Below are 21,681 nucleotides of genomic sequence, written 5' to 3'. Positions count from 1 at the left end.
TTTAAACAGATTAATTGCCCATGTCTGAGAGACAAAAAGTTGAACTTGAATACCTTCTAAAGACTTCTCCGAAGATCTTATATACAATGATATCAACCCCTAGCGGGTTATCTGAGTGGTTTGCAGATAATGTAAACATACGTGACAACGTTATGACCTTTTTCTGGGATGGCTCCGAAGAAAAAGCGAAGGTTTTGTCGAAGGTGAAAGACCAATTCATTCGTTTTCAATGGGAGTACGACGAAGGAGAAGACGTTTACTTCGAATTGAGAATTAAAATCGACGCGATTACACGCGAGGTAGCCTTGATTGTGACTGATTTCCCTGATGCCGGTGATGATGAAGATAGCGTTTCGGGACTTTGGGAAAGCCAAGTCGATGACTTGCGCCGAGTACTTGGAGCATAGGCTTGCCGGAAGGCATGGTTTTTGTCAACTTTGCCCTCTTATATGAAGAAGCTTCACCTTCTAATTATTAAGTCCTACATAGGGCCTTTCATAATGACTTTTTTCATCGTGATGTTCATACTGCTTATGCAGTTTGTATGGACATATATTGATGATTTTGTCGGTAAGGGTTTGGAGTGGTACGTTATCGCAGAATTGCTAGTTTATGCTTCAGCAAACTTGGTGACTATGGCCCTTCCCTTGGCCGTGCTTTTGAGTAGTATCATGACTTTTGGTGGTATGGCGGAGCACTATGAGCTGGTAGCCATGAAGTCAAGTGGCCTATCACTCATTCGGATCATGCTTCCGCTCATAGTTTTTACCGGATTACTGTCATTGGGTGCTTTTTACTTTTCCAATACGATTTCGCCACATGCCACTTTGAAATTCAAATCACTGCTGTGGGACGTTAGAAAGAAGAAGCCAACACTGGATTTACGGGAAGATGTTTTTTACAATGGTCTTGAAGGCTACTCCATTCGTGTAAGCGATAAAGATGAAGAAACGGGAATGCTCAACGATTTGATCATTTACCGTCATGATAGATCTCAGCCTGGAAACCGTCATGTGATTCGCGCTAAGCAAGGCAAAATGCTCAAGTCAGAAAGCGGTCGGTACTTAACGCTAGAACTCACTGATGGGGTAAGCTACGATGAAGCGGGAAATCGACGAAGAGACGAAGGAGTGCCGCACATTACCAGCGAATTTGAAAAAGACTTAATTCTATTGGATTTGTCGGCATTTGACTTGCAGAGAACCGACGAAGATCTTTGGAAAAACCATATGAAGATGCTCTCGTTAGAACAACTTCAAGTGGCTATCGATTCTTTGGAAAATCAAAAAGAATCCAGACAGGAAGACTTATTGAATTACATGGATCGCTCTGTCTCGCTGAGCGACAGTATGAAAACTGATTTGAGAATTGGTGAGCTTCAGTCCGCTTCATTTGATTCTCTTGAAATTCTGGAGAAAAGGAGGGTAGTCAATGTAGCCATCAATATGACGCGAAACTCCAAGAACTTCATGAACCGCACCAAGGAAGAGATGAAGGGACGAGTTGAGTACATCGATAAGCACAAGATCGAATGGCACCGCAAGCTCACTTTATCCATCGCCTGTCTCCTACTCTTCTTTATTGGAGCTCCATTGGGTGCGATCATCAAAAAAGGCGGACTCGGTCTGCCCGTAATTTTTTCGGTAGTCTTTTTCTTGATTTGGCATATTTCTTCGATTTCGGGAGAAAAGATGATAGAATCAGGAGTACTTACCGCTGCTGAAGGCATGTGGATGAGCTCATTGATATTGCTACCTATTTCTCTCTTTCTAACCTACAAGGCTGCAAAAGATGCTGCTCTCTTTGATCGGGATACCTACACGAAGTTTGCAGATCGTGTAAAGGCATATTTTGAGAGTAAACGTAGAAAGTCGGTCCAATAAAAGATCGCCAAAAAGGGTTTACCTTTGCGGCCAAATGAAGCTTCTAGTCATCCTAAGCCGATTGCCCTACCCACTTGAAAAGGGCGATAAACTGAGAGCCTACCACCAGTTGCGTGAGTTGAACAAGAAGAATGAGGTGATTTTATGTTGCCTCACCACTGAGGACAGTGAAGAAAGGCATATGGCCGAAGTGAGAAAAGTTTGCAGCGAACTGCATGTATTTAAGCTTTCGACATGGAGAATCTATCTTAACTTATTTTTCGCATTCTTTTCGCGAAAGCCCTTCCAAGTTCACTACTTCTATCAAAGATCCATTCATAAGTCCATACGGAAGATCATAGCCGAATCAGAGCCTGATCATATATTCTGTCAGTTGCTGCGCACCGCTGAGTATGCAAAGGATGAGCACAATTACCGAAAGACCATCGACTATCAAGATGCTTTTTCGAAAGGCATGGAACGGCGAGCAGATCGCGCAAGTTTTCCTTTTCGGGAGATTTTTAACCTGGAGAGAAAGCGCTTAGTAGCCTATGAAAACATCATATTCGAATACTTCGAAACCAAAGTGATCATTTCCGACGAGGATCGGAAGTACATCTATCATCCCGAAAGACAGTACATTCATATCATAACCAATGGTATTGATACTGATTTTTTCCATCCGGGGGCAAATAGGAATGAAGAATTCGATCTGGTTTTTGTAGGAAACATGTCCTACCCTCCTAATATTGAAACAGCCGAATTTATAGTAGAAAAAGTGCTGCCCCTTTTAAAGCCGGATTTTCCAAACATCAAACTTCTTTTGGCAGGAGCTGACCCTGCGAAGAGAGTTCAATTATTGGCAAACCAAAAGGGAGTTGAATTAAAAGCAGGTCTTGAAGATATTCGAGAAGCTTACGGTTCGGGTAAGATCTTCTTCGCACCGATGCTGATAGGCACGGGACTACAAAATAAACTTCTCGAAGCCATGGCTATGGAAAATCCGTGCGTAACTTCTGATCTGGCCAATAAGGCACTTATGGCTACTCATCGCGAGAATATTTTGGTTGGAGAAACACCCGAAGACTATGCCAAACTTATTTCCGAACTCATGGGAAACCCCGATCTTTGTAAAAGATTAGGAGAAAACGGAAGAAAATATGTCCGAGAAAACTTTTCTTGGGAATCATCAACTCATGAACTTGCAGAACTAATGTTCGCACAATCTGAAGAATTGGTTGTTTAAATTACACAAAGACTAACATGGCCGAAAACAAAATAGCTTTAGACACCATTGAGGAAGCAATTGCCGATATCAAAGATGGTAAAGTAGTAATCGTTGTAGACGACGAAGACCGCGAAAATGAAGGGGACTTTCTGGCCGCGGCTCGATGTGTAACTCCCGAAATGATCAACTTCATGGCTACTCATGGTCGAGGCTTAATCTGCACTCCCTTGATAGAAAGCCGATGCGAAGAGTTGGGTCTCGAATTAATGGTTCAAAGCAACAACGCTCTACACGAAACCCCTTTCACCGTTTCTGTGGACCTGCTTGGGCACGGTTGCACCACGGGCATTTCAGCAGCTGATCGAGCTAAGACCGTACAGGCATTGATCGACCCGGACGTTGATCCGAACGATTTGGGAAAGCCCGGGCATATTTTCCCTCTGAAAGCGAGAAGCGGTGGAGTGCTTCGACGTGCCGGTCATACTGAAGCAGCTATAGACCTGGCAAGACTAGCGGGTTTTGAACCCGCAGGTGTGATCGTAGAAATCATGAATGAAGACGGCACCATGGCGCGACTCCCTGAGTTGCGCAAAATTGCTGATCGCTTTAGTTTGAAATTGGTTTCCATTCAAGATTTGATCTCATATCGACTAAAACACGAGTCGTTGATTTCAAAAGATATAGCGGTAGAAATGCCGACTGAATGGGGCGATTTCCAACTCCACCTTTACACCCAAAAAACCACCGGAGAAAAGCATATTGCTCTTGTTAAGGGAGAATGGAATGAGGATGAGCCCGTTTTGGTACGTGTGCACAGCAGTTGTGTCACGGGAGATATATTTGGCTCTTGCCGTTGCGATTGTGGGCCTCAACTCACTAGTGCTATGCAGAAAGTGGAGGAAGAGGGAAAAGGCATCGTCGTTTATATGAATCAAGAAGGTCGAGGAATCGGTTTATTGAATAAGTTGAAAGCTTATAAGCTTCAAGAGCAAGGGTTTGATACGGTAGAAGCTAACTTAAAATTGGGTTTCAAAATGGACGAAAGAGACTATGGAGTTGGTGCACAAATTCTACGTGACCTAGGTGTCAAAAAGATGAGATTGATGACCAATAATCCGAAGAAGCGCACAGGATTGGTGGGTTACGGATTGGAGATTACCGAAATATGTCCTTTAGAGATCAAGGCCAACAAGCACAACCGCAAGTACTTGGAAACTAAGAGAGACAAAATGGGTCATTCTCTTAACTTGGATGAGGACACACGAACAGCCTGATGAAGTTTAGGGGATCATTGAAGTTTTTAATTTAGGCTCAAATAAAAGCATCTGATTGAAATGACCTTCGCTGAAAAACAACGTTTCACCCATTGGTGGCTTTGGGCCATACTCCTGTCCTTGGCAGTAGTAGCAACCTTGGGTTTGTATCAGCAGCTTTATAGAGGAGAACCTTTTGGCGACAACCCAATGTCCGATACCGGATTGATAGTTTTCGCAGTTTCCATGTACACTTTTCCCGTTCTATTTGGAATCCTTCGTTTAGATACAACAATTGATAGTGAGAGTATCAGCTTCCATTTTGTTCCTTTTTTAAAAAAGTCTTTCAAATGGACCAATGTTGAATCTGCCAAAGTCTTAGAGTACGGAACCGAGGGCGGCTGGGGAATCAAGCACAGCTCGAAGTACGGTACAGTTTATTCAACGGGTGGAGACTACGGAATGGCAGTCAAAATGAAGGATGGTCGCAAATTCGTCATCGGAACTCAAAAAGAAGAAGAGTTAAAAGGCTTTCTAGAAAAGTCAGCACATCTTGTTCAGTCCTGAGTTAGATTTATCAAATGATTTAAGGAACCTCCTCAGCTTTATCGTCTTTGAACAACTCCCCTACTTTTCGGAAGAATTCATCAATGGTATCAAAGTCTTCTTGATAAATTAAACCGACTCCTTGGGTGTACATAGAGGTAGAAGTTGAGAAGACTTCGTACGGATTGGTTTCGTTGAATACTTTTAGTCTGATTTTTCCATCCTTTGTTAGCATGTATTCAAGCAGGAAGTCTCCTAGTATTCCGCTTTGACCTTGGGATATTTGAGCGTCGGTGGCTTGGGTAACGCCAAAACTCCCGCTGACCAAAAGTCGTTCATCAAAAAGTTGAGTGCTCAAGGCCACGGCAATTTCTTGATTGGTAATAACATCGCCTGAACGATAGTTCAATCCTATATCAAATTCGTTGCTAATCTCGCTCAGCCATCCGCTCAATTGATTGCTGATAAATTCAGATGTACTTGTATTGGTAAAAGCAGCTACACCTGAAACAACTCCTGTTCCTGCCTGATCTTGAGCTGCTATGGGGATAAACTTGTTTAGAATCAAAAGCGAGAATACTTGCTGATTCAACTGGTTAACGGTACTCACAGCACTTGCCAACTGCGTCCGCTCATTCTCAGTTGCTTGAGGTAATTCTATTTCAAAACCGATGGAAGGCGTAAGAAGCTTACCTGTAAGAGCCATCGAAACATTTACCAGTTCTCGAGAACGATAAATGTTTTGATCTTCAATCATAATGGGTTGAAGAGGAGTTCGAATGGCGTACACTGCCGACAAATCCAAATCGGCATTATAAGGATCACCATACCAACCGATAGTTCCACCAGCTCTCAAATTAAATCTTTTACTAATCAGGCTTTTAAGTGTGAAATTGTAATCTCCATTGAAAATCTCGTACCGCCCGAACATATTGAACTCGCCTGACTCTGTGGTTTCCAGAGAAATTTTTCCAGCACCCCTTCCTTGGAGGATATCTCCTGACTTCTCGTCAAATATGATTCGGAATAAAGCGTCAGGAGTGGCATCTACATTCAAGCGCATACTCACACCCGAAAGGTCAACTTCACGCTCGGTATCAAGTTCTCTGTCTTCATTTACAAAGTGCACAAAATTCTCGAGGGCAACTTCTTCATTTTCATCCAGTGGTAAATTGATCGTTGTACCTTTTTCGGTTGTAGCATCGATATTGACTTCCAGCTTACCCTCATATCCACCCAGCTGCACGGAACCTGTAGCAAAAGCTTGACCGAAATAGAGTTTATTTTCTTCTCGTGTAGTATTCAGAATGTAGAAATTATTGACATCAGCACTGATATCATATGACCAATTTGCGAAGTCCTCGTGAAAGGCAGAAGCTACCACAAAACCTTTGTTTCCCTTTGAATCAAGAAGCGGCTTATAATCTATACCAAAGAAATCAGGTTCAACCCTGACGCGATCATCAAAGACAAAATACGTATTGAGGTAATCGATCTTGAACAGGGCCTTATCAAAATCAATATGGCCCTTTAGTTGAGGTTTTGCGAGTACACCCTCAACTTGAATCTGTCCATCAGCTCTACCTGAAAAATCTGAGACTTGGGGTATTCCAAGCTCATTCAAAATATCTAAGTTAAAATCATCGAGAATTAAGTCACCATGCATCTCGTCGTCTCCTTTTGTGTTGTACACTCCATCGAAAGTTACGAGCTTTCTACCCTCGTTAACCAGAGTAGCGTTAATTTTCAAATCTTCCGAATCACCTTGATACGCGCTCGAGAAGATTAAATTGCCAATACTCCGTTTTCCAAACACAAAATTTTCAACATCACCCTCTGCTTCAATAGCAGTTGACTCGTAGAAATTTGATACAGCTCCTTTAAGATTAACAAGTCCCGCTATGTCCTTCTGCATTCCGAGGCCCATCGAATCCAGAGAAGCCAAATCGAAGTTTTCAATATTAAAATGGATGGTGTCTAATCGACTCAGGCCTATTTTTCCGTCCAAGATTACCGTTTGCTCTCCTGAATGAATTAAAAAGGAATCGAAAATCATGGATGTACTATCTTTCTCAAAAATGGCTCTTTCATCAATATCCCATCTCAAATCTCTGATGTTGAAATATCCGGGTTCAAGCTCCACTATAAAGTGGTCCTTACTGAAGAAGTCCGCATGCAATTCGAGCTCTGCAGAGTTATTTCCAGTCGCCGCAAACCAGCCTGTTTTAAGTTCTATAAAATCATTGTAGGCTTCTATGTCTACATCGGGATTTCCAAAGTTGAGACTGTCTATGAAAAAATTATTGGCGAATATTCTGCCCTTAAAGATTTCACCATTCTTGCCCATATCAGCTGAAATGTTTTCAACCGAAAACTTGCCGTAGTCAACTCCCGGACTTAAAAAGGATAGCTCAAGCTTTCTCTGCTCCGAATCGAAACTTCCGTAAAGCGAGGTGTTTGCATCGATTTTCAAGCCCGGAATCAGCAAAGATGTAATAGCATTATCAGTAGAATAATTGATACTAAACTGAAAGACTTCTTTTGCGTCTAGAAGGACTGGCTCTGCTAAAGAGGGCATCACCTCGGCAACAAGGTTTCTAAAGGCATCAGGAAGTTCTAATGGATTGAAAACTCCTGTGATGGATATATCAACTATGTCACTATCGAAACTCACTTTTCGGTTTATCGAATCTCCATATATGGTAAATACCAGATCATTCATTGCTACAGAACTATCTCCATAGCAAAGAAGACTTTGGGTGGCTACGAGTTTCCCCGCAGCATTATCTATGCTACTTCCACGACCATCAAGAGATAGATTGGTCATGACACTCAACTCTTGTTTTAAATTGACCATATTTAGGGCCGTGAGATTTAGATTGAAAATCTCAGCATCAAAGTCATAGTATGGAACAGCTTGAGAAAGATCTACCAGGCCTTTGAAGTTCAACGCTACATTCGGGTCATCAGATCTGATCGAACCTGAAAACCGCTGTTTCGATAATTTACCATCCAATGTAATGTCCTGATAGTTGTAATCTCGATAGCCAAACTCAGTAATGGTTCCTTGGATATCTGCAAATTCAAATGTCTCTTGCGAAAAGGCCTTCACAGTGAAGTCACCTGATACCAACCCAAGGCTGTCCACATCAAATAAAAAGCCTGCATTAACAGCATTCGCTTGTAGCGCCCCTACATATTTTAGCCCATCCTTAATCGTATCACGCTCCAAGTTAAGGTCAAGTCCAAAAGAGCCCGCTTCGGTTTGAAGGGTTCCGAATGTCACAAAATCCTGAGGGAATCCGGTAAAAAAACCATTGTACATAAGATCTCCGGCTCGATCAACTTCGATGGGCAACACCTCTGCCAATGACTCCTCTATGGGTAGAGCCCTCCCAATATTGAGAAGATCTTGATAATCTGTTCTGAGCTCTCCGATTCTGAAATCAATGAAGGTATTTTCAAAATCGGGTAAGCCCGTTAGATCGATATCTCCGCGCAACACTGTTCGATCACCTGCAAGGATAAGCATGCGCCGTCCATTGAGGTTGGATATGGGCCCATTGATCAATCCATGAACAATCAAATCCACATCAACACCATATAAACCACTGGTGAAGTATCCTATATCCTGCAGATCGACCTGACTTGCAGAAAATTCAGCATCCCATTCAATGGAAGTCATAAACTCAGAATAGTCAGGAAGGGAATCGTGAAGAAGGCCTATTCTACCTTGAATATTGCTATTGGCTGTTTTCAATGACAATTGATGGGCATAGATCCCTGTAGAGTCTATTTTCAGATTTGATTGAAAGTCTTTGACGCCAAAACCTGATTGCTCTTCGAAAATCAGTTGATTTATATCTACTTTCAACGAATCTCCTTCTGCTCTGAAAGCACTGAATTGAGCATTAATTGAAACTATTTTCAGGTTGTTGAAGTCAATGCCGTTCTCGGCGTTCTGCCCGAAGAGATTTTCATAAACGAATTGGGAGCCTTTTATATTCAGCGATTCGGCAAAGAGAGAAACTGATCCGCTCTTGTCCTTTGTCGGTTCTTCAGTTCGGAAGTAATCCGTTAGAAAATCCAAATTTGTAGTACCTGCGGAATCAATACGGTAAAGGAAAAATTTGGCATTCGTAAGATTCAGTTCCTCGAACGAAAAAACTCCTTTTTTGAAATCCAGTTTTTCAATTTCTGTTTCAAGCGTTTCCGCAAAGAGCAAGGTGTCTGATCTTTGGTCCTTGACCAGGAAGCCCTTTAACGTAAAACCGTTGAATGGCCTGAAATCCAATTTCTCTACTTGAACCTCGGCATTGAGTTGCCCCGAAAGATAAATAGCTGCTCCCCGTGCGAGTCTCGTTTGAACAAAGCTCGACTTCAGGGCTAGTGCCAAAAAAAGCGTGACCAAGAGAATCATGATCCCTAATGCGATCGCTATTTTTTTGAGTTTCTTAATTGTCGTAACCTTGTAGTTTTGCGAAATTAACACAACGCAACCACCTTTGAACGAGAGAGAGCCTTTTATTGTATTGGGAATCGAATCTTCTTGCGACGATACTTCCGCTTCGGTGATCAAGAATGACAGAATTCTTGCCAACGTTGTTGCCACCCAAACCATTCACGAAGCATATGGAGGCGTAGTTCCCGAACTCGCATCTCGGGCTCATCAAAAGAGTATTATTCCAGTTGTCGACGCTGCTTTGAAAGAGGCAGGTATTCACGCTAAAGAGCTGTCAGCCATTGCGTACACAAGAGGTCCGGGTTTGCTAGGATCACTTTTAGTCGGCAGCTCATTTGCCAAGAGCATGGCTCAGTCATTGGGTATTCCCGCGCTACCGATACATCATATGAAGGCCCATGTTTTAGCGCACTTCATCAATGACGGAAGTGCTACTCCACCTTTTCCATTTTTATGCCTTACTGTAAGTGGTGGACATACTCAGCTGATCAAAGTACAAAACGCCGATTCATTCATCATTTTGGGAGAGACTATGGATGACGCAGCGGGAGAAGCATTTGACAAAGCCGCAAAAATGATGGGCTTGCCATATCCGGGAGGGCCTGAGGTTGATCAGTTAGCAGAGAAGGGCGATCCGCTGTCCCATATATTTTCGTGGCCCAAGGTTAACGGTCACAATTTCAGTTTCAGCGGATTGAAAACAAATATCCTCAACTATCTCGAAAAAAACAGACGACGGGACCCTGATTTCGTAAAAATGAATCTGGAAGATTTGTGCGCTTCCGTTAGGTATACCATCGTCGAAATCCTGATGAAAGAGCTGGTAGAAGTAGCGCGAGAACAAGGTCTTAAACACATTGCGCTTGCCGGAGGCGTATCGGCAAACCGAGGATTGAGAAAAGCTCTTGAAGAGAAAGCTGTAGAATTAGGTTGGACCACTTATGTTCCGAAGATGGAATACTGCACTGACAATGGCGCTATGATCGCAATTGCAGGGTATTATAAACTAATTGCCGGTGAGACCGGCCAGATGGATGTAGCTGCAACAGCTCGCTGGAAAATGGATTAACCTGCAATAAAATCAATCGTGTGATCTGCTAATGCCTTCAATTTTGTAGGAAGCGTTTCTTCTTTCCATGGATGGGTCCCCCCGAATGTGTGACCGGCTTTCTGGATAATCAGAAATTTTGCGTCCTGATTCAAAGACTTGAGATAGTCTGCATTTGATAAACAAACAGCTTCGTCACTTTGACCATGTGCAATAAGCCAAGGAATCTTGACCTTTTTTGCTGCAACGGGAATATCCAATTCATTCCGATGTTCAATAAAATCGGTATAAAAAGAGAAGTTATGAGGAAGCATTTGTCCTGTGCGACTATTCTTTACATGTGCAACTCCGTCAGATTTCCACTTATCCAAGTTGAAATTAAAGCGTTTGCTAAAGTCCGAAACTGCTGCCCAAGTTATGAGTTTGTCAATTTGAACATACTTAGTGGCTGCCAGAATTGCCATACCTCCTCCTCTACTATGGCCGATTAAATGAATTTGATCATATTTTCTCAACTCACCATTTACTTGAAAACCTCCTTCAACTCTATTAAGGATGTATCCGATGTCTTCCAATTCTTTAGAATAAGTGTTTTTTGCGAACGCTTCAGTATCGGGGAAATCAATCGAATCTTCAACGGTTCCGCCATTGTGCGAAAAATTGAATTTTAGAAAATCATAGCCTGATGAAGCAAATTGCTGTGCGACCAAATTCCAAGGCCCCCAGTCCTTAAACCCCTTATAACCATGGCAGAAGATAACTAAATCTTGATTTTTCCGTATAGGAGAATAAGTCATATCAAAAGTTGACCGCCTTCCTGAGGCGCCGACGAAGAGTGATTTAAACTTCATTAGCCATGATTAGCTCTTGAATTTCGTAAAAATTGCCTCAATAAAATAAAATAAGTCACCCAAATGTTCTCACCCCGCTCGATTTTTCTAGTTCTCTTTCTGCTGATCTATACTCAAAGCCAGAGTCAAACACATTACGATTTTCACCAGATGGCGAAGTTATCGAAGCAACAACTTGACTATCAGGGCGCCATAAAAATGATGAATAAAGCCATAGAGCTTGCACCCGATCAGTGCGAATATTATGTGGAGAGAGGACATGTCTACCTAGGTTTAGAGAAAAACAAAAAAGCATATCAAGACTTTAAGGTGGCCATGAGTATTGATTCGATGAATGTAGAACCTTGGATTGGAAAGAGCCTTTGCCACATGTACAATGAAGAATTGGATTCTGCCTTAATGGTTGCACACATCGCCTACATTTTGGCAGAAAGTCAATACGAACAAGCACGCGCAGGTTCTTTATTAGGTGAAGTCTTTTTGAGTAAACATCAAGAGGTCAAAGCCTTTGAATACTTTTCTGAAAGTCTCCAACTGGACACCACAAACAATAGAGGATTTAAGAAAGCAGCTCTCATTGCAATGGGACAAGGAGATTTTAAACAGGCCGAAGTTCTTTTATTGAAAGCTCTGACTAATGATTCAAGAGATTTGGAGGTTTTAATCAATCTAGCTTATACCTATAATAACCTCGAGTACTATCGTCAATCTGTTGAATATTGCAATATGGCACTGACTTTTGATCCGGCCGAGCCCCTCGCAAGGAGCAATAGGGCATTAGCATATTTTCAACTAGGAGAGACAGACAGAGCTCTTGAGGACATAAACCAGTCCATTCGAAGTGATAGAACTAACCCTCTGGCGTACAAGTGTAAAGGTGAAATTCTTCTCGCTATGGAAGAAGAAACGAGTAAAGCTTGTAAGTGCTTTGACAAAGCAATTAACCTAGGCTATGATCAAGCAAGCGAAAGTGCCCTGGCTGCTCTTGTCGCTGTCCATTGCCCTGAAATGCTAGAAGACTAAAATAGCGTAGCCTGTCCTCCACTCGAATCGTCTGAATTTTCTGATTCTGTGTTTTCAGAGGCTTGATCGGATTTCAATCCTTCTTTGTTTTCTTCAATATCAGGTTCTTCTGTAGGCATTTCAGGTTCAATCCTGTCAATCGCTTTCACCTTATTCGGTGTAAGTCGATTTCCCATTGCTGAAATACCTTTTACCGAAATGAATTCGGCTAGCTCAACTTCCTCATCTTCGAGGTCTGCACTTCGTTTATCAAATTGAATTTTCGCAATGGGCGCCGGATGAGTAGTCGCAAACTCCAACCTTGAATTTTCGTGTTCAGTAATAAACTCAACAGGCTTCTGCGAAAGCTCGGGGTTGAAGCGCTTTACATTATACTGCTCCTTCTCTCCCTCCCAATAAACGGCTGTAACAACCATTTCAGGATCAAATTTTTCAATCAGAATCAAGTCTTCGTCAAAACGGGTGCTGAGATCATATCCGCTGATTCGGTAGTAACCGCCTTGATAAACCGATAGTATTTTATTGTCTCCTTTAAACGAACCTAAGAATGTTCCTCTGCCGTCGGGATTAAGACGCTGGACGACATCATCAAACCAAATTTTTCGTGGAGCCAAGGTACTTGCTCCCTCTTCCTTCATTTCTACCTTTCTGATCAGATGCTTCGAAAGTGTATTCCCCTTTGCACCTCGACCTTTTATCGCTAAATCGGCAAAGTCGTAATCAAATTTTGCCTTTCGCAAATTGGCCTTCGGGCGCAAAAGAACTTGCACGACCTCTGCTTCACCATTTGGGTTTGCTGTAAAATAGAGAAGCTTCGATCCTTTATTACCTGCAGTGAGGTCGTATTCTTTATCACGCGTAATGCTGTTTACAGGAAACCGCTTTACATAGGCAGCACCTTTTGGTCCGTCTTGGTAGACCATATTGTAAATGGTGCGTTTGTCCCCTTTTTTCCAGACACCTACATGCACAATATCCTTTCCCACAAATTTCTTCGTGTCCACTTTTGTCACCATCATGGTGCCGTCATTGCGGAAAACGATGATATCGTCAATGTCAGAACAGTCGCAGACAAACTCATCTTTACGCAATCCGTATCCGATAAAGCCTTCTTCACGATTAACGTACAGCTTCTTATTGGCCACGACTACTTTAGCGGCTTCAATGCTGTCGAAAATTTTAATCTCTGTTTTTCGGTCTCGACCTTCTCCGTACTTCTTTTTGAGTTTTTTGTAATAGTCGATGGCATAGTCGACCAAGTTATCAAGGTAATTCTGAACCTCCTCAAGTTCAGCTTCCAATCCAGCGATTTTTTCGTCGGCCTTGAATTTATCAAATTTGGAAATACGCTTGATTCTGATTTCAGTAAGGCGAACAATATCATCTTCAGTTACAGCTCTTTTAAGATGTTTGATATGTGGCTTTAAACCTTCATCAATATTGCCAATCACTTCTTCCCAAGTCTCAGCTTCCTCTATATCACGGTATATTCGGTTTTCGATGAAAATTTTCTCGAGCGATGAAAAATGCCATTGTTCCTCAAGTTCGCTTTTGCGTATATCCAGCTCTTGCTTGAGCAATTCAACTGTTTGTTCGGTATTGATTTTGAGAATTTCGTTTACCCCGACAAATCGAGGCTTCTCGTTTTCGATAACACAGGAGTTAGGAGAAATACTCACTTCACAATCCGTGAAAGCATAAAGCGCATCCATGGTTTTGTCAGGTGAGATATTCGGCGGAAGGTGAACTATGATTTCGGCTTTGTCAGAAGTATTGTCCTCGATCTTCTTGATCTTAATCTTCCCTTTGTCATTGGCTTTGATGATACTTTCGATCAACGAGCCCGTCGTTGTTCCATGGGGAATCTCGTCGATGATTAAGGTCTTCTTGTCTTGCTGACGCATTTTAGCTCGAATTCGAACTTTGCCACCTCGAAGACCATCATTGTAATTGGTGAAATCAGCCATTCCGCCATTTGGAAAATCAGGCAGGATATTGGGCTTCTTTCCCCTGAGGATGCCAATACTTGCATCAATGAGCTCATTGAAGTTGTGCGGAAGAATCTTACACGCAAGCCCCACAGCAATGCCCTCAGCACCTTGAGCGAGTAGCAACGGAAACTTTACAGGGAGGAAAAAAGGCTCTTTGTTTCGACCATCATAAGACAAGCCCCACTTAGTGGTCTTATGGTTGAAGACCACTTCCAGCGCAAACTTGGATAGGCGTGCTTCGATGTACCGCGGTGCAGCCGAACCATCACCCGTTAAAGTATTTCCCCAGTTTCCCTGGGTATCGATCAGCAGATCTTTTTGTCCTAGTTGAACCAGAGCGTCTCCGATGGAGGCATCACCGTGAGGGTGATATTTCATTGTATGACCGATGATGTTGGCTACCTTGTTGTAGCGCCCATCATCCAAATCCTTCATGGCATGAAGGATACGGCGCTGAACAGGCTTCAAGCCATCGTTTACGGCAGGTACAGCTCTTTCTAGAATAACATAAGATGCGTAATCCAGAAACCAGTTTTTATACAGCCCTTTTACCTGTATTACCTCCTCGTCAGTACGAGCGTCCAAAAAGCCCTCAGGTTCTTGTCCGTTTAAATCTTCTTTTTCTTCTTCAGCCATTTAGTGCTTAAGCATTTACTTCTTCAATTAATTCCTCTACTTCTTCAACTGAATCCTTCTCCACACGTAGATTTTCGATAATAAATTCTTGCCTTTCCTGGGTATTCTTTCCCATATAGAATCTCAATAGCTCAGCCAACTGAGAATCTTTATTGAGAACTACAGGCTCTAACCGGATATCGTCTCCAATGAAATTTTTAAACTCATCCGGAGAAATCTCACCTAGCCCTTTAAATCGGGTTATCTCAGCAGATTTCCCGATATGCTCAATTGCATTTACCCTCTCAACTTCTGAATAGCAATAAATCGTTTCTTTCTTGTTTCTCACGCGAAACAGCGGCGTTTGCAAAATGTAAAGGTGGTTATTCTTCACCAGGTCAGGGAAAAACTGCAGGAAGAATGTCATCAGCAATAGTCGTATGTGCATGCCATCAACATCAGCATCCGTGGCTATCACGATTTTGTTGTACCGTAATCCTTCTAAACCATCTTCGATATTCAAAGCTGCTTGAACCAAGTTAAACTCTTCGTTTTCGTAAACGATCTTTTTCGTTAGTCCATAGCTGTTTAACGGCTTTCCCTTTAAGGAAAAAACCGCTTGAGTATTGACATCTCGCGACTTGGTAATGGAACCTGATGCCGAATCTCCCTCTGTGATGAAGAGCATCGTTTCTTTTCCTTTCTCACCGCTTTTCGCATCATTGTAATGTTGGCGGCAATCGCGTAACTTCTTGTTGTGAAGATTGGCCTTCTTAGCGCGCTCCTTGGCAAGCTTTCTAATTCCCGCTAAGTCTTTTCTTTCCTTCTCGTTTGCTTTTATCTTCTTTTCGATGATCTCAGCCACATCAGGATTCTTATGCAAGAAATTGTCGAGCTTCTCCTTCAAGAAGTCACCGATAAAGGCGCGCATGCTCTTACCTCCGGGCTCTATTTCGTGAGAACCGAGTTTGGTTTTGGTCTGAGACTCAAAAACAGGCTCAATCACTTTTACGGCTATAGCAGCCGAAACACTAGAACGAATGTCGGTAGGCTCGTAATTCTTACCATAGAAATCCTTGATCACTCTGGCGAATGCTTCACGAAACGCTCCCTGATGGGTACCTCCTTGTGTGGTGTGCTGACCATTCACAAAACTGTAATACTCCTCTCCATAAGACCCGGAGTGTGTAAATGCCACCTCGATATCATCGCCTTTGAGGTGCACTATCGGGTACAAAGGCTCGTCAGACGACTTCTCTTCCAGAAGGTCTTTCAGCCCATTCTTTGAATGAAATCTAGTTCCATTGAACCAAATGCTAAGCCCCGTATTAAGGTAGCAGTAGTTCCAAAGTAGCCTTTCAATATATTCAGACTTGAACTTGTAACTCTTAAATACTTCAGCATCCGGACGAAAGTAAACTCGAGTTCCGTTTCTCTCATCGGGCGCTTTGAAGCTTTCTTCTGAAATAAGTACTCCCCTTTCAAAAATGGCTTTTTTCCCTTCTCCTTCTCGGAACGAGTCAATCTCGAAGTAGTCAGATAAAGCATTAACTGCTTTGGTTCCTACACCGTTCAGACCTACAGATTTCTTAAATGCTTTGCTGTCGTATTTGGCTCCGGTATTGATTTTACTAACTACATCTACCAACTTGCCCAGGGGAATACCTCGGCCGTAGTCACGCACCAATACATGGCCGTCTTTTACCGTGATATCGATTTTCTTTCCATTCCCCATAACGAATTCGTCGATGGAGTTGTCCAGAACTTCCTTGATCAGAATGTATATCCCGTCATCGTATGCACTCCCGTTTCCGAGCTTACCAATGTACATTCCGGGCCTGAGGCGAATGTGCTCCTTCCAGTCCAGGGATTTAATATCATCTTCAGTATAATCAGTGGTTTCCGCCATGCAATTCGATCAAGATTTTAAATCAGAAAAAGGGAGAGAATTTCGACCTTCTAAAATACCGCGTTTGGAGGTAGCTCTGAGCGAGTTTTATCAACAATCGCGGCTACTTATCCACGAAAGAGCGGAAAACAGTCCTAATACGTCGGATGTGCACGTACTAATGGCGGTGAAGGATAGAAAAGGTGGAATTGGTTAGCGCGGTAATAGCGTGGAGGAAATTGAAAAATGTTGAAGTAGAAAGTTAAAAAATCATGAGGTCTGAGAGAATCGCAGTCGCGATTGAAGGAGAAGCAAAACTAAATAGCTTCGTCCAGCTCATAAGCGTGCTTGCACGCCTCTGTGTACTCAGTGCACAGATAGCAAATCTCAAAATAAGGCTCTAGTGTTTGAGTTCTCTTCTTATACGTTGAAACGGAAGTGCATAATGTCGCCATCTTCCACAACGTATTCTTTTCCCTCGACTCCGAGCTTCCCTGCCTCTTTAACCGCGGGCTCCGAACCTAGGGAGATGTAATCATTGTACTTGATCACCTCCGCACGGATAAAACCTTTTTCGAAATCGCTGTGGATTACACCAGCAGCCTGCGGAGCCGTAAATCCATTATTAATAGTCCAAGCTCTCACTTCTTTAACTCCTGCTGTAAAATAGGTTCTTAAATTGAGTAAGTGGTATGCGGCTTTGATAAGCTTACTCACACCGGGTTGATCCAATCCGAGATCGGATAGAAACTCCTGACGTTCCTCATAAGTCTCCAATTCAGCAATGTCTGCTTCGATTGCCGCTCCGATGATAAGGATCTCGGCATTCTCATCCTTTACAGCTTCACGCACCTGATCCACATACTGATTTCCGTCGGCTACTGACCCCTCATCTACATTGCAGACGTATAGAATTGGCTTATTCGTCAGTAATTGTAACTCTTTTGAAAACGGTAAGTCTGTATCATCAACCTCCACTGTTCTGGCAGATTTACCCGCCTCCAATGCCTGAGAATAACGTTCCAAAAGGGCTAATTGCTTTTGAGCGACCTTATCTCCTGCCTTTGCAGCTCTGGCTGATGCTTCCGCTCTTTTCTGCACAGTCTCAAGATCTTTTAGCTGTAATTCAATATCGATGATTTCTTTATCACGGACCGGATTAACAGAACCATCCACATGGGTGACGTTATCATCGTCAAAGCATCGCAAAACGTGGATTATTGCATCAGTCTCTCGAATATTTCCTAAGAATTTGTTTCCGAGACCTTCACCTTTGCTGGCTCCTTTTACCAGACCCGCGATATCAACAATTTCAATCGTTGTTGGAACAATTCTCTCAGGGTTAACCAACTCGCTGAGTTTATTCAGGCGCTCATCAGGAACAGTTATTGTTCCCACATTTGGCTCAATGGTACAAAAAGGAAAGTTTGCCGACTGAGCTTTCGCATTGGACAAACAGTTAAAGAGAGTCGATTTTCCAACATTGGGTAATCCAACGATTCCGCACTTAAGAGCCATAAAAAGAAATTTGGGCGCAAAAGTAGGTGTTTTTGACTGTATTAAATGCGTTATCCTTTCTCTAAAATCAGGATCGACCTTCGCGTAAGTTTTACAAGTGTGGAAAATGCAGGGAAATTCTTAATAAGTAAGCGCAAATCACTCCCTCAAAATTTAGTCTTTATTCTACTTTTGCAGCCAAAGCGCACTGTTAATCTCTTTCCATGAGCAATATTGAAAACCTTAAATCCCTCGCCAACCAAGTGCGACGGGACATCGTTCGTATGGTACACGCCGTAAACTCAGGGCATCCTGGTGGAAGCCTTGGTTGTACCGACTATTTCGTGGCTCTCTACGGCGAAATCATGAAATATGACCCCAATAACTTTAGCATGGACGGAAAAGGTGAGGACCTTTTCTTTCTCTCCAATGGACACATATCACCTGTATGGTACAGCGTCCTAGCGCGAAACGGCTTTTTCGAAGTAGACGAGCTCAACACGTTTAGAAAACTCAATACTCGCCTTCAGGGCCACCCAACTACTCACGAAGGTTTACCTGGTGTTCGGGTGGCTTCCGGCTCACTAGGGCAAGGACTTTCTGTAGCCTTAGGTGCTGCGATGGCAAAGAAATTAAACGGAGATGACAGAATTGTTTACAGCCTTCACGGTGATGGCGAATTGCAAGAAGGTCAGATTTGGGAAGCGGCTATGTTTGGCGCCCACAATAAGGTGGACAATATCATTTCAACTATTGATTTCAACAATAGACAAATAGACGGTGACGTTTCTGATGTACTCAGTCTGGGCGACCTAAATGCAAAATGGTCCGCTTTTGGATGGGACGTGCTTGAAATGAACGGCAACCATATGGAGGAAGTCATCTCAAAGCTCAAGGAAGCCAAGGCCAGAACGGGAAAAGGAAAGCCCGTGATGATTATCATGAAAACCGAAATGGGTGCTGGTGTTGACTTTATGATGGGAACGCATAAGTGGCACGGTGTTGCTCCCAATGATGAGCAGCTGAAAGACGCCCTTTCCCAACTTCCCGAAACTATGGGAGACTACTAAATTTAATGAAGCGTATTTTATTTGCCATAGCGATTCTATTACTCAGCTTTTCTTTTGAGTCATATGCTCAAGGTGAACAGCTGACGCGATTGCTCTTTGTCTTTGACGCGAGCAACAGCATGAATGCAACTTGGCAAAGCGATCGTAAAATAACCGTAGCAAGAAGACTATTGTCTGAATCCGTTCGCGAATTGGATGGCAATCCAAATGTGGAAATGGGACTTCGCGTATATGGGCATCAAGTAGCCATTGCTCCGGGCAAGCAAGATTGTGAGGATACCAAACTTGAAGTGTCGTTCAGACCGAATAATGGTCTTCTGATCGAGAAGACCTTGGACCGAATTAGTTGTAAGGGTACCACACCTATTGCGCGATCGCTGGAAAAAGCCGCAGGAGATTTTCCAGAGTGCCCGGATTGTAGAAACATTATCATTCTCATCACCGATGGTATTGAAGCTTGTGATGGAGATCCTTGTGCCATTTCCAGAGCGTTGCAACGGCGAGGGGTGATCCTAAAGCCGTTCGTGATCGGAGTTGGCTTGGAAGATGAATTCAAAGACACCTTTAACTGTGTGGGGAATTACTACGATGCTACCAACGAAGAGACTTTTGAAAATATTCTGGACATCGTAGTTACACAAGCCCTGAATAACACTACTGCACAAGTTAATCTAATCGACGATTTTGGAAAGCCTTCTGAGTCGAATGTAACGGTAAATCTCTTCGACGAGAACACTGAAGAGCTGGCATATGGATTTGTACACACCCTCAACCACAAGGGGAACCCTGACACGCTGAGTCTGGATCCTATCATTACCTACCGAGTGGAAGCGCACACCATTCCTACACTCACAAAGGAACATGTTAAAATCACCGCAGGTCAGCACAACATTATTGCTCTCGATGCCGGTCAGGGCGATTTGGTCATAAAGGTTGGCGGAAATCTCGCCAAGGATGTGCCTATTATCGTAAGGAAAAAAGGTAAGGCGGAAACGGCACACGTGATGTCTACCAATGTCAAAGAAAGACTCTTGACCGATTTCTATGATCTGGAAATTTTGACGCTTCCACGAACTAAGATTCCTAACATTGAAGTGAATCAGAATAAGACTACTACCATTACCATTGCCGAGCCAGGCGTTTTGAATCTCTCACTGGCATCTGCAGGATATGGTAGCATCGCCTTGGAAAATGGAAGTGATTTGGAATGGGTCATTAATATCGACAACTCGAATCTTCAGCAGCAATTCCAACTTCAACCGGGGAAGTACAAACTGACCTACAGGTCAAAAAATAGCAAACAAGTCATTTACACCATAGAAAGAGCTTTTACTATAACGTCAGGCTCTTCTACCAATTTAAAACTCTGATGAAAGAATTTACCGTTCAGAACACTCAAGATACAAGAAGCGGCTTTGGCGCCGGGCTTTTAGAATTAGGAAGAACAAACCCTAATGTGGTTGGACTTTGTGCTGATTTGATCGGCTCATTAAAAATGGGCGATTTCAAAAAAGAATTCCCGGATAGATTTATTCAGTGTGGTGTAGCTGAAGCCAATATGATGGGTGTGGCAGCTGGACTTACTGTCGGAGGCAAGATTCCCTTCACGGGAACCTTCGCTAATTTTTCGACCGGGAGAGTTTACGATCAAATTCGTCAATCTATCGCCTATTCAGATAAGAACGTGAAGATTTGTGCTTCTCATGCGGGGTTGACTTTGGGTGAAGACGGCGCCACACACCAGATCTTGGAAGACTTGGGAATGATGAAGATGCTTCCCGGAATGACGGTAATCAATCCTTGTGACTACAACCAAACGAAGGCAGCGACGATTGCGATTGCCGATCATGTAGGCCCTGTTTACCTTAGGTTTGGTCGACCGAAAGTGGCCAACTTCACACCCGTAGATCAGGATTTTCAAATTGGTAAAGCACTGATGCTTTCAGAAGGAACGGATGTTTCCATCTTTGCTACGGGCCATTTGGTATGGAAAGCCATTGAGGCAGGCCATATTCTCGCAGAACAAGGAATAAGTGCGGAAATAATAAATATCCACACGATTAAACCTTTGGATGTTGAGGCAGTCATAAATTCGGTGAAGAAAACGGGATGTGTCGTTTCGGCGGAGGAACATATGGTTCTTGGCGGTCTAGGCGAAAGCATCGCTTCGGTATTGTCGAGAAACTATCCGGCTCCAATGGAAATTGTAGCTGTGAATGACAGCTTTGGCGAAAGCGGCACACCGGAAGAGCTCATGACAAAATATGGCATTGATACTCCGAATGTTGTTGAGGCAGCTAAGAAGGCTATCTCACGCAAATAACACTTCCTCTCCCGTTCACCGGAA

16 protein-coding genes are annotated in these 21,681 nt (G+C 43.0%); 11 read left to right on the top strand and 5 right to left on the bottom strand.

The window, feature by feature from the left end; all coding sequences use genetic code 11:
• Window positions 1-20: 20 nt before the first annotated feature.
• From O3Q51_06365 to O3Q51_06345, 5 genes are read left to right on the top strand one after another with little or no spacing between them, the layout of a single operon-like run.
• Window positions 21-407: an START-like domain-containing protein gene (locus tag O3Q51_06365; GenBank protein MCZ4408424.1), complete on the top strand. Its 387-nt coding sequence runs from the start codon at window positions 21-23 to the stop codon at window positions 405-407.
• Between the two features lie 42 nt (window positions 408-449).
• On the top strand, window positions 450-1,883 hold the full coding sequence (locus O3Q51_06360) for an LptF/LptG family permease (GenBank protein ID MCZ4408423.1): 1,434 nt from the start codon (window positions 450-452) through the stop codon (window positions 1,881-1,883).
• Between the two features lie 34 nt (window positions 1,884-1,917).
• Window positions 1,918-3,108, top strand: a complete 1,191-nt coding sequence (locus tag O3Q51_06355) for a glycosyltransferase (protein ID MCZ4408422.1) — start codon at window positions 1,918-1,920, stop codon at window positions 3,106-3,108.
• Between the two features lie 17 nt (window positions 3,109-3,125).
• Window positions 3,126-4,364 carry a bifunctional 3,4-dihydroxy-2-butanone-4-phosphate synthase/GTP cyclohydrolase II gene (locus tag O3Q51_06350; GenBank protein MCZ4408421.1) on the top strand — a complete coding sequence of 413 codons (1,239 nt, stop codon included), beginning with the start codon at window positions 3,126-3,128 and terminating at the stop codon, window positions 4,362-4,364.
• A 60-nt stretch (window positions 4,365-4,424) separates the two neighbouring features.
• Window positions 4,425-4,910, top strand: a complete 486-nt coding sequence (locus O3Q51_06345; protein MCZ4408420.1) for a hypothetical protein — start codon at window positions 4,425-4,427, stop codon at window positions 4,908-4,910.
• Window positions 4,911-4,929: 19 nt separating this feature from the next.
• Here the strand turns inward: O3Q51_06345 and O3Q51_06340 are convergent, their stop codons facing one another.
• Complete coding sequence (locus tag O3Q51_06340; GenBank protein ID MCZ4408419.1) at window positions 4,930-9,309, bottom strand: translocation/assembly module TamB domain-containing protein; 4,380 nt, start codon at window positions 9,307-9,309, stop codon at window positions 4,930-4,932.
• Between the two features lie 85 nt (window positions 9,310-9,394).
• Between O3Q51_06340 and tsaD the strand changes: the two genes are divergently transcribed.
• Window positions 9,395-10,420 carry a tRNA (adenosine(37)-N6)-threonylcarbamoyltransferase complex transferase subunit TsaD gene (tsaD, locus tag O3Q51_06335; protein MCZ4408418.1) on the top strand — a complete coding sequence of 342 codons (1,026 nt, stop codon included), beginning with the start codon at window positions 9,395-9,397 and terminating at the stop codon, window positions 10,418-10,420.
• Here tsaD and O3Q51_06330 read toward each other — a convergent pair.
• Window positions 10,417-11,250, bottom strand: coding sequence for an alpha/beta hydrolase (locus O3Q51_06330; protein MCZ4408417.1), 834 nt, complete (start codon window positions 11,248-11,250; stop codon window positions 10,417-10,419). The two genes, tsaD and O3Q51_06330, sit on opposite strands and share 4 nt — an antisense overlap.
• A 150-nt stretch (window positions 11,251-11,400) precedes the next feature.
• On the opposite strand from O3Q51_06330, the gene O3Q51_06325 reads away from it, so the two are divergent.
• Window positions 11,401-12,273 (top strand): hypothetical protein, encoded by an 873-nt coding sequence (locus O3Q51_06325; protein ID MCZ4408416.1) that lies wholly within the window; start codon window positions 11,401-11,403, stop codon window positions 12,271-12,273.
• Here the strand turns inward: O3Q51_06325 and O3Q51_06320 are convergent.
• Window positions 12,270-14,900: a DNA gyrase/topoisomerase IV subunit A gene (locus tag O3Q51_06320; GenBank protein MCZ4408415.1), complete on the bottom strand. Its 2,631-nt coding sequence runs from the start codon at window positions 14,898-14,900 to the stop codon at window positions 12,270-12,272. The genes O3Q51_06325 and O3Q51_06320 overlap by 4 nt on opposite strands.
• A 7-nt stretch (window positions 14,901-14,907) precedes the next feature.
• Window positions 14,908-16,788, bottom strand: a complete 1,881-nt coding sequence (locus tag O3Q51_06315) for a DNA topoisomerase IV subunit B (protein ID MCZ4408414.1) — start codon at window positions 16,786-16,788, stop codon at window positions 14,908-14,910.
• Here O3Q51_06315 and O3Q51_06310 point away from each other — a divergent pair.
• The gene (locus tag O3Q51_06310) at window positions 16,787-16,984 is read left to right on the top strand and encodes a hypothetical protein (GenBank protein ID MCZ4408413.1); all 198 of its coding nucleotides are present in this window, start codon (window positions 16,787-16,789) and stop codon (window positions 16,982-16,984) included. The genes O3Q51_06315 and O3Q51_06310 overlap by 2 nt on opposite strands.
• A gap of 203 nt (window positions 16,985-17,187) precedes the next feature.
• Here O3Q51_06310 and ychF read toward each other — a convergent pair whose 3' ends face one another.
• Window positions 17,188-18,285 (bottom strand): redox-regulated ATPase YchF, encoded by a 1,098-nt coding sequence (gene ychF / locus O3Q51_06305; protein ID MCZ4408412.1) that lies wholly within the window; start codon window positions 18,283-18,285, stop codon window positions 17,188-17,190.
• A 203-nt stretch (window positions 18,286-18,488) separates the two neighbouring features.
• On the opposite strand from ychF, the gene O3Q51_06300 reads away from it, so the two are divergent.
• The 3 genes from O3Q51_06300 to O3Q51_06290 are packed head-to-tail and all read left to right on the top strand — an operon-like array spanning window position 18,489 to window position 21,657.
• Window positions 18,489-19,334 (top strand): transketolase, encoded by an 846-nt coding sequence (locus tag O3Q51_06300; GenBank protein ID MCZ4408411.1) that lies wholly within the window; start codon window positions 18,489-18,491, stop codon window positions 19,332-19,334.
• A 5-nt stretch (window positions 19,335-19,339) separates the two neighbouring features.
• Window positions 19,340-20,704, top strand: a complete 1,365-nt coding sequence (locus O3Q51_06295) for a VWA domain-containing protein (GenBank protein ID MCZ4408410.1) — start codon at window positions 19,340-19,342, stop codon at window positions 20,702-20,704.
• A complete protein-coding gene (locus O3Q51_06290) occupies window positions 20,704-21,657 on the top strand; it encodes a transketolase family protein (GenBank protein ID MCZ4408409.1) in 954 nt (317 codons plus the stop codon). The genes O3Q51_06295 and O3Q51_06290 overlap by 1 nt, the downstream gene beginning before the upstream one ends.
• Window positions 21,658-21,681 lie beyond the last annotated feature (24 nt).

The organism is Cryomorphaceae bacterium 1068, from assembly GCA_027214385.1.
Lineage (GTDB): Bacteria > Bacteroidota > Bacteroidia > Flavobacteriales_D > Cryomorphaceae > JAKVAV01.
This window is presented reverse-complemented; position numbering and strand designations above follow the sequence as displayed.

Excerpts from the sequence above, each read along its gene's own strand:
- O3Q51_06365 (MCZ4408424.1), top strand. The coding sequence starts at position 21 with ATGTCTGAGAGACAAAAAGTTGAACTTGAATACCTTCTAAAGACTTCT.
- O3Q51_06360 (MCZ4408423.1), top strand. The coding sequence starts at position 450 with ATGAAGAAGCTTCACCTTCTAATTATTAAGTCCTACATAGGGCCTTTC.
- O3Q51_06355 (MCZ4408422.1), top strand. The coding sequence starts at position 1,918 with ATGAAGCTTCTAGTCATCCTAAGCCGATTGCCCTACCCACTTGAAAAG.
- O3Q51_06350 (MCZ4408421.1), top strand. The coding sequence starts at position 3,126 with ATGGCCGAAAACAAAATAGCTTTAGACACCATTGAGGAAGCAATTGCC.
- O3Q51_06345 (MCZ4408420.1), top strand. The coding sequence starts at position 4,425 with ATGACCTTCGCTGAAAAACAACGTTTCACCCATTGGTGGCTTTGGGCC.
- O3Q51_06340 (MCZ4408419.1), bottom strand. The coding sequence starts at position 9,309 with ATGATTCTCTTGGTCACGCTTTTTTTGGCACTAGCCCTGAAGTCGAGC.
- O3Q51_06330 (MCZ4408417.1), bottom strand. The coding sequence starts at position 11,250 with ATGAAGTTTAAATCACTCTTCGTCGGCGCCTCAGGAAGGCGGTCAACT.
- O3Q51_06325 (MCZ4408416.1), top strand. The coding sequence starts at position 11,401 with ATGGCGAAGTTATCGAAGCAACAACTTGACTATCAGGGCGCCATAAAA.
- O3Q51_06320 (MCZ4408415.1), bottom strand. The coding sequence starts at position 14,900 with ATGGCTGAAGAAGAAAAAGAAGATTTAAACGGACAAGAACCTGAGGGC.
- O3Q51_06310 (MCZ4408413.1), top strand. The coding sequence starts at position 16,787 with ATGCAATTCGATCAAGATTTTAAATCAGAAAAAGGGAGAGAATTTCGA.
- O3Q51_06315 (MCZ4408414.1), bottom strand. The coding sequence starts at position 16,788 with ATGGCGGAAACCACTGATTATACTGAAGATGATATTAAATCCCTGGAC.
- ychF (MCZ4408412.1), bottom strand. The coding sequence starts at position 18,285 with ATGGCTCTTAAGTGCGGAATCGTTGGATTACCCAATGTTGGAAAATCG.
- O3Q51_06300 (MCZ4408411.1), top strand. The coding sequence starts at position 18,489 with ATGAGCAATATTGAAAACCTTAAATCCCTCGCCAACCAAGTGCGACGG.
- O3Q51_06295 (MCZ4408410.1), top strand. The coding sequence starts at position 19,340 with ATGAAGCGTATTTTATTTGCCATAGCGATTCTATTACTCAGCTTTTCT.
- O3Q51_06290 (MCZ4408409.1), top strand. The coding sequence starts at position 20,704 with ATGAAAGAATTTACCGTTCAGAACACTCAAGATACAAGAAGCGGCTTT.